Origin of the sequence: Pasteurella oralis, assembly GCF_002850605.1 — a bacterium.
Lineage (GTDB): Bacteria > Pseudomonadota > Gammaproteobacteria > Enterobacterales > Pasteurellaceae > Pasteurella > Pasteurella oralis.
Map to the genome: position 1 here is coordinate 1 of NZ_NXGB01000014.1, position 7429 is coordinate 7429.

Below are 7429 nucleotides of genomic sequence, written 5' to 3' on the forward strand. Positions count from 1 at the left end.
AAATTCAAAAAGAAATAACTTACACAGCTCGAATAAATAGAAATTCAAGCGGATCGTTTTACGGTGCAATTTATTGTAATGGGGTCTTATCCGAGAAAACATGCAACATGATGAACGAACATGTTGCTGCAATAGCACTAAATAGAAGAATTGATTTTTTAAATCTTGATTTAAAAGAAAAGATTCCAAAAATTAAGGTGTGAATATGAATATGACAGATTCGCAATTGGCAAGAGCTGTTGATATGCGAGATATCGCAATGCTTGATGAAATATGCGATCGCGAAATATCAGAAGAGCAGCAAATAGCGCACTTTGAAGAACAAGTAAAACTTGGCAACACTTGTGAGTTTTATTATTTAACCGAGCAGTTATCTAGTGATGACAACTTCTGGTTAGCAATTGGTAGTGGTGCTGATTATCTCAAGATTAGAGATGAACACATTTTTAATATTGTAGTAAACAAGAAATACTACGAAGATGAGGGTTTTTAAGATGGCTTATGTTATTGAAAATATGTCAAATACTGACTATCACGCACATTCAGCGATTAGTAAGTCTGGGTTGGATCTAATAGAAAAAAGTCCAGCCCATTTTTTTTATGCAGAAAGAGAGAAAACAAAAGCGATGATTATTGGTTCTGCATTCCATGATTTAGTTCTGCTGCCAGAAGTTTTTAATCAAAATTATATCATCAAACCTGACAGGTTAAACCTTGCAACAAAAGATGGTAAAGAGTGGAAAGCTCAAGCAGAGGATAAAGAAATACTTACACAAGACGAGTTTGAGCAAATTAATGCAATGAAGGAAAGTGTATTATCGCATTATTCTGCGGGGAAGTTACTCTCTCAAGGAAAACCTGAAGCATCTATTTTCTGGAAGGATGAAATCGGTGTTGAATGCCGTTGTAGACCAGACTTTATCCACACAACAGGTGTAATTGTTGATTTAAAAACAACAAATGATGCCAGCCCCAAAGGGTTTGCTAAGTCAGTTGCAGAATATCGATACCATGTGCAAGATGCCTATTATTCAAATGGCTATAAACATGCTTTTGGCGAACTTCCTAGAGGGTTTGTATTTATCGCAGTCGAAAAAAAACCACCTTATGCGGTTGGAGTTTACACACTTGATGATATGGCTAAATTAGAAGGTGAGATGCGATTTAAAGAAAACCTTGAAACCTACAAGCAAGCATTAGAACAGGGTGTTTGGAATGCTTTTAGCAAGAATATTGAAACATTAAGTCTACCTAATTGGGCTTTTAAATAATAAAGGGGTTAAATTTATGACAACTGTAGCCAATATTTTTTCACAAGAAAAAGAAAATAAACAAACAAATGTAATGACTGAAACTCATTCAGTTAGAGAAAGTCAAGAAGTACAAGCGATGATGATTATTGCAAAGAAATTCCCTAGAGAGCCAATCGATGCAATGGATCGAATCCTGCGCTCTTGTACACGTGAATCATTAGCTCAAGGTGCAGTCTACTCTTATCCTCGTGGCAGGCAGAATGTTGAGGGTCCGTCTATTCGATTGGCAGAAGCTATTGCACAAGAATGGGGAAACATCCAATACGGCATTCGTGAATTAAGCCAAGCTAACGGAGAAAGTACTGTTGAAGCATTTGCTTGGGATATTCAAACTAATACTCGTCAAGTTAAAGTTTTCCAAGTTCCTCATATTCGTTATGAGGAGCAAGGTAAAACTGTTTTAACTGACCCAAGAGATATTTACGAGACAGTAGCTAATAACGGTGCTAGACGGCTAAGAGCTTGTATTTTAGGTGTTATTCCTGGTGATGTTATTGAGGCTGCTCTAAAGCAGTGTTCTATTACATTAAATGCTAGTGCAGATACTTCACCTGAGGGGCTTAAAAAAATAGCAGACACATTTAAAGAATTTGGAATTACAGTAGAAATGATCGCAGACCGCTATCAGTGTCGATTTGAAGCTATTCGCCCTGCTCAAGTTGTACAGTTGAGAAAAATCTATAATAGCTTAAAAGATGGCATGAGCCAACCTGAAGACTGGTTTAATATAAATATTAAGGCAAGCAACCTGAATACATTAGTTGAAGAAATGACTGGAGAAAAATAATGGCTGGGGTTAATCGTGTAATTATTTTAGGAAATTTAGGAAACGATCCTGACGTCCGAGCAATGCCAAATGGCGACCTTGTGGCTAATATCAGTGTAGCTACAAGCGAGGCTTGGAATGATAAACAAACTGGCGAACGTCGGGAAGTAACCGAATGGCACCGCATTGTTTTCTATCGTCGTCAAGCTGAAATTTGCGGGCAGTATTTGAAAAAAGGTTCAAAAGTTTACGTAGAGGGCAAACTCCGAACACGCAAATGGCAAGACCAAAACGGGCAAGACCGCTACACCACAGAAATCCAAGGCGACGTATTACAAATGCTAGATAGTCGCCAAGATTCACAACCGCAGCAAGCGCAAGTTAATACACCAGCACCACAAAACAACGCTTATGCGAATGCGAAAGCTGGAAAGCCTGTACTACAGGCGGATAACTTTGAAGAGGATAATATCCCATTTTGAGTTACATATACAGAACAACAGCCACTTAATTGTGGCTTTTTTATTATTAAAAAATGGAGGGGTGAGAGTGACTGAGGCTGAATTGGAAATAATAACAGATGCATATTTGCTGATGATTACTGGTGTTATCCTCTTATTTGTTATTTTTACAAAGGAGTAAAAAATGATTAAAAAACTAATTCAATATTTAAAATCTAAAGGTGATTTAATCAACGAGATTAACGAATTGACTGGTGCCTTAGATGAAAAATGCAGAGCTTTAGTAAAGCTTCGTGCAGATTCGCAGCATAGAGAAAGCGAACTACTAAAGATGATTGAATTTAAGGATTGTCAGATTTCTGATTTTGAAAAAATGCGCAAAGAAAAAGATGAAGAAATCCGCAGTTTACGTATTAAGTGTGATCAAATGACAGAAGAAGATAAGATAAGAGAAAGTAAGAAATTCAAAAAGCCTAAACGTTTGTTTTATTATTAAGGAGTTAATTATGGAAGAAAAAGAAGACTATGGCTCTGATTTAGTGCTTGAAAAGCCAAAGCTTGTTGAATTTCCACAAAACAACGGCTGGATTGCTTGCAGTGATAGATTGCCAGAACCATATAATCATGTTTTGGTTTATACAATTGCTAGTGAGACAATTTCTTTATTTTATGATGGAGAAAATTTTTTATTTTATCCATACACATACAGTCTAGAAAAAATTACACACTGGCGACCACTTCCACCACCGACAGAGTGAGAATATTTATGGAAAAAGATTGGATTAAAAATCTTAAAGTTGGCGACACTGTGTATTTTGTAGAAACAGGAGGACGATCAACATTTGAGCGTGAAACCGAAGTTCTAAAAATCGGAAGAAAATATTTAACAATTAAAGTGCTTAGTCAAGATAGAAAGATCAATTTATCTGATGGGTGTGAAGAAAGTAAATATGGAGCGTTATGCGGTAGAATTTATAGAGATAAAAAAGACTACTTGTATGGCCTAAAGTTAATAGGATTGAGGTTCGCAGTTAAAAAGAAAATAACATCAAACTACTTTAAATTAACATTAGAAGATGCTGAAACTATAAGTAATATTTTAAATAAATACACAGAATAACCGCAGCAATGTTTATTTGACAACCGCCGCTCTTTCGGATTAAGCTTTTTTCATCGGGGAGAGATAGGTGTAATACAAAACCTGCAAAGGAAATAAGCCCATACTGTAGACAGCAAATAGATAAAAATACCCAGCACATAAGCAAGTTGTTGCATTAAACTAAAATGACATGATAGAATTTCGTAACTAATTTGTAGTGGCACATATGAGCAGAGCAGATAAATTATTAGAAAAGCTAAAAAAGGAACCACCGCCTAAAGATTTCACTTGGAATGAGCTTAGGTCTTTGTTGACCAATTTGGGTTTCGAGGAAAAACAAGGTACTGGTTCAAGAGTAAAATTTGTTCACTCAAACCTAAAATATCCTATTAGTTTACATAAACCCCATCCAGGAAATGAATTAAAAATATATATTATTGAGCAGGTGAAAGGTGCTCTTGATGAACTTAATATTATATAAGGAATAGATAATGAAAAATGTTCTAGAATATAAAGACTTCATCGGAAGCGTTGAGGTTTCTTTAGAGGATAATATTCTCTTTGGAAAGATATTATACATTAACGGACTAATCACCTATGAAGCCAACACAGTTGATGAATTAAATAAAGAATTTCAAGCTGCCGTAGATGACTATATTGAATTCTGCCAAGAACAAGGCTTAGATGCTTATAAGTCTTTCAATGGTAAATTTAATGTCAGAATTTCACCTGAATTACATAAACAAGCTTCATTATTGGCAACTAAGCAAAATATCACCCTAAATGCTTTCGTATGTAAAGCTATACAAAATGAAATTGCTGCAACATCAAGGGAGATATCTGTCGTTTACACTTACATGGAACGAGAGTTGATTGAATTTAGTGAAAAAATTAATACGAGAGATTTTTATGTGAGTGATACTAAATTTCAAGAGCGTCCTTTTAAATTACATGTAAACACATCTAGAGTAACTGGTTATGCTAATTAATAAAGAAATACAATATTTGAGATATGTGGTAAGGGAATTATCTTTTAAAGAAAGCAAAGAAGATAAAAAAGAGTTCGAAAACCTTACTATTAATTTAGGATATTCCTCACCTATTATTGAATCAAATGATGGCAAAAATATAGCAATAATGCCATTCACATTCACATTAAAAGGAGATGAGGCATTTAGTCTAACTTGTAAGCTACAACTCGGTTTTGGTTTACAGGAAAGACCAAAAGATGAAGAAGCATTTAAGGAAATTGTGAATAAAGAGTCAGAATATTTTTCAAAATATATTGAAAATGCAATCAATAAAGTTATCTCTAGCACTTTAATAAATACTGCGTTTAATATTAATGAGGTATTTGATATACCTAAATTCTCTTACGATGACTAGTTTATACCGCCCTCGTGGCGGTTTTCTTTATTCCACTACTCCACCTCCCTAATTTTTAGTTCATTGAACAAATTCATTTGTTCATTTTCTCCCTTTTTGATTAATTTTGTGCTAAAGCGCATATCAAAACCAACCGCACTTTTGTGCGGTTTTTTATTATTTAACAGATTGAAAATTAAGGATTAAAAAATGAAAGAATTTAATTTAGAAAAAGCGTTGGCTGGTGAGCCATTTCAAGACAAACGGACAAAGCATAAATTCTATTACTTGGGTGACGCTTCAAAGCTTGGTAGTGAGTTAATCTTTCCAATAGTGCTATATAACGCAACAACTGACGAAACCATAAATATAGCAATAGAACATTTTATTGATGAGAATTATGGAATGTGGGAAGAACCACGACCGACAGTAACGCTTACTTTGCCTTGTCCGCTTAAAGACGTTGCAATTGGTGATGAAATCTACATTTTGAGTGGTTACAGCTATCAAAATAACGGAGTTCCAGAAGTTTTAGTACGCAAACACAACAACAGCACTGAATTTTTTAATGCTATTAATTTTGGCTTGGCTTTCAAAACAAAAGAGGATGCTGAAGCTTGGCTTGAGGCAATGAAAAATGCGCGTAAATAAGTTAAGAAGTATGATTTTAACAAATTGTTGTATTAAGCCGTCCATGACGGCTTTTTTATTTTAGAGATCTTAATAATGGAAGAAACGCTCACAATACAAGAAACAGCAGATCTCTTGAAAATGAGCTACAACACAGTTTACGCACGAAAACTAGAGCTAGGATTTTTTAAGATTAGTGGGATCAGAGGTTGGCGCATATACAAAAGAGATCTTGATCGAAACATACAAAAAGAAAATAATGTTAGCCGTCTGTGTGTGCAGGTCGGCAAGGAGAAACAACAATGTCGATCAGAAAGGCAAAAAACGGCGTCTGGCAAATCGATTTCACAACCGAGAGCGGTAAGCGAATTCGATGTTCTAGTCGCACGACTGAAAAGAAACTAGCGCAAGAGCTTCACGATAAAATGAAGCATGAAGCGTGGGCAGTCGCAAAACTCAATAAAAAGCCCGAGCGTACAGTAGAAGAAGCACTGATTCGTTTTCTTGAAGATGCTGAACATCAGAAAGACTTAGAAACAAAAATCAGACATGCTGAATACTGGCGCGACGTAATTGGGAATAAAAAAATCAGTTCTTTAACAAGCGATGATATCTACAACAACTTACCTAGGTTAAACACAAACACTGGTAAAAAGCTGTCACCATCAACTCAAAATAGATACCGCACTTCTATAATGCGCGCGCTCAATCTAGCTAAACAAGCTGGCTGGGTTGACTCAATTCCCTATATTGAGAAAAACCAAGAGCCTAAAAAGCGAGTTCGTTGGATCACGCGAGATGAAGCAAGAAGATTGCTTAGCTGCATAAATCTTGATTGGCTCCGTGATGTCTCTATTTTTGCGCTATTAACTGGTGCTCGCATGACAGAGATTTTATCAATGACTTGGGACAAAATAGACTATTCTAGAAGAATTGCGATAGTTACAAGCGATATAGCGAAATCTGGGAGAGCTAGAGCGCTGCCGCTGTGTGATGATGCAATAAAGCAGCTTCACAGGCTTGAAGCAAGCCGCATGTCGCAATATATCTTTCATCGTGGAAAAGGCAAGCAAATTAAAGCCATTGATAGGCACGCTTTTTATAGAGCATTAAAAAAAGCAGGAATCAAAGATTTCCGGTTTCATGACTTGCGTCACACGTGGGCTAGCTGGCACGTTCAGAACGGCACACCGCTGCTGGTTTTGAAAGAATTGGGCGGTTGGGAAACAATAGAAATGGTTCAGAAATACGCCCACTTGAATGCTGGACATTTATTGACTTACGCAAATCAAGTCAAATTTACGTCAAACTCAATGATTGATACGTCAAATTTAAGTGCTGGAAATGATAATATTGGAGGATTTTTAGAAAATAAAAAAGCCATAAGTTATTGATTTAAAAGGTAAATAACTTACAGCTTTAATTCGATCTTAATGGCAGGGGCGGAGAGGCTCGAACTCCCAACACCCGGTTTTGGAGACCGGTGCTCTACCAATTGAACTACGCCCCTAGAAAGAAAACGAAATTTAATTCGCTTAATTAAGTGGCGGAACGGACGGGACTCGAACCCGCGACCCCCTGCGTGACAGGCAGGTATTCTAACCAGCTGAACTACCGCTCCGCAAAATTGATATTTGGTAGTGACCTACTCTCACATGGGGAAGCCCCACACTACCATCGGCGTTACAACATTTCACTTCTGAGTTCGGCATGGATTCAGGTGGTTCTGCTGCACTATTGCTACCAAAAAATTCTATTTTGTTAATTCACTTCTTCTAAAATGAATTAACAAAAT

Annotated in this window: 13 protein-coding genes, 2 tRNA genes, 1 rRNA gene and 1 pseudogene; 14 read left to right on the forward strand and 3 right to left on the reverse strand. The window is 36.4% G+C overall.

Features of this window, described 5'->3' with window-relative positions; all coding sequences use genetic code 11:
* From C0975_RS11525 to C0975_RS11090, 14 genes and pseudogenes are all read left to right on the forward strand, one after another.
* Positions 1–203: pseudogene (locus tag C0975_RS11525) on the forward strand (hypothetical protein); the annotation flags it as partial.
* A 2-nt stretch (positions 204–205) separates the two neighbouring features.
* Positions 206–493, forward strand: a complete 288-nt coding sequence (locus C0975_RS11030; RefSeq protein WP_101776422.1) for a hypothetical protein — start codon at positions 206–208, stop codon at positions 491–493.
* A 1-nt stretch (position 494) separates the two neighbouring features.
* On the forward strand, positions 495–1271 hold the full coding sequence (locus C0975_RS11035; RefSeq protein ID WP_101776423.1) for a PD-(D/E)XK nuclease-like domain-containing protein: 777 nt from the start codon (positions 495–497) through the stop codon (positions 1269–1271).
* Between the two features lie 16 nt (positions 1272–1287).
* Entirely contained in the window at positions 1288–2100 is an 813-nt protein-coding gene (locus C0975_RS11040) for a hypothetical protein (RefSeq protein WP_101776424.1), read from the forward strand.
* A complete protein-coding gene (ssb, locus tag C0975_RS11045) occupies positions 2100–2561 on the forward strand; it encodes a single-stranded DNA-binding protein (RefSeq protein ID WP_101776425.1) in 462 nt (153 codons plus the stop codon). Before C0975_RS11040 ends, ssb begins: the two co-directional genes overlap by 1 nt.
* Before the next feature lie 163 nt (positions 2562–2724).
* A complete protein-coding gene (locus C0975_RS11050; RefSeq protein WP_101776426.1) occupies positions 2725–3036 on the forward strand; it encodes a hypothetical protein in 312 nt (103 codons plus the stop codon).
* 10 nt (positions 3037–3046) lie between these two features.
* On the forward strand, positions 3047–3298 hold the full coding sequence (locus C0975_RS11055) for a DUF551 domain-containing protein (protein ID WP_101776427.1): 252 nt from the start codon (positions 3047–3049) through the stop codon (positions 3296–3298).
* 8 nt (positions 3299–3306) lie between these two features.
* A complete protein-coding gene (locus C0975_RS11060) occupies positions 3307–3660 on the forward strand; it encodes a beta barrel domain-containing protein (protein WP_101776428.1) in 354 nt (117 codons plus the stop codon).
* A gap of 205 nt (positions 3661–3865) precedes the next feature.
* Positions 3866–4120, forward strand: a complete 255-nt coding sequence (locus C0975_RS11065; RefSeq protein WP_101776429.1) for a type II toxin-antitoxin system HicA family toxin — start codon at positions 3866–3868, stop codon at positions 4118–4120.
* A gap of 10 nt (positions 4121–4130) precedes the next feature.
* Positions 4131–4628 carry a type II toxin-antitoxin system HicB family antitoxin gene (locus C0975_RS11070; RefSeq protein WP_101776430.1) on the forward strand — a complete coding sequence of 166 codons (498 nt, stop codon included), beginning with the start codon at positions 4131–4133 and terminating at the stop codon, positions 4626–4628.
* Positions 4618–5025: a hypothetical protein gene (locus tag C0975_RS11075; RefSeq protein WP_101776431.1), complete on the forward strand. Its 408-nt coding sequence runs from the start codon at positions 4618–4620 to the stop codon at positions 5023–5025. The genes C0975_RS11070 and C0975_RS11075 overlap by 11 nt, the downstream gene beginning before the upstream one ends.
* A 189-nt stretch (positions 5026–5214) precedes the next feature.
* Complete coding sequence (locus tag C0975_RS11650; RefSeq protein WP_245853390.1) at positions 5215–5655, forward strand: hypothetical protein; 441 nt, start codon at positions 5215–5217, stop codon at positions 5653–5655.
* Positions 5656–5730: 75 nt separating this feature from the next.
* Complete coding sequence (locus C0975_RS11085; RefSeq protein WP_101776433.1) at positions 5731–6039, forward strand: helix-turn-helix domain-containing protein; 309 nt, start codon at positions 5731–5733, stop codon at positions 6037–6039.
* Positions 5937–7028 carry a tyrosine-type recombinase/integrase gene (locus C0975_RS11090; protein ID WP_101776432.1) on the forward strand — a complete coding sequence of 364 codons (1092 nt, stop codon included), beginning with the start codon at positions 5937–5939 and terminating at the stop codon, positions 7026–7028. The genes C0975_RS11085 and C0975_RS11090 overlap by 103 nt, the downstream gene beginning before the upstream one ends.
* A 40-nt stretch (positions 7029–7068) precedes the next feature.
* Here C0975_RS11090 and C0975_RS11095 read toward each other — a convergent pair.
* The 3 genes from C0975_RS11095 to rrf all read right to left on the reverse strand — a co-directional run bounded on the left by C0975_RS11095 (position 7069) and on the right by rrf (position 7382).
* Positions 7069–7144, reverse strand: a tRNA-Trp gene (locus C0975_RS11095).
* A gap of 34 nt (positions 7145–7178) precedes the next feature.
* A tRNA-Asp gene (locus tag C0975_RS11100) sits at positions 7179–7255 on the reverse strand.
* 11 nt (positions 7256–7266) lie between these two features.
* Positions 7267–7382, reverse strand: a 5S ribosomal RNA gene (gene rrf, locus C0975_RS11105).
* Positions 7383–7429: the final 47 nt, after the last annotated feature.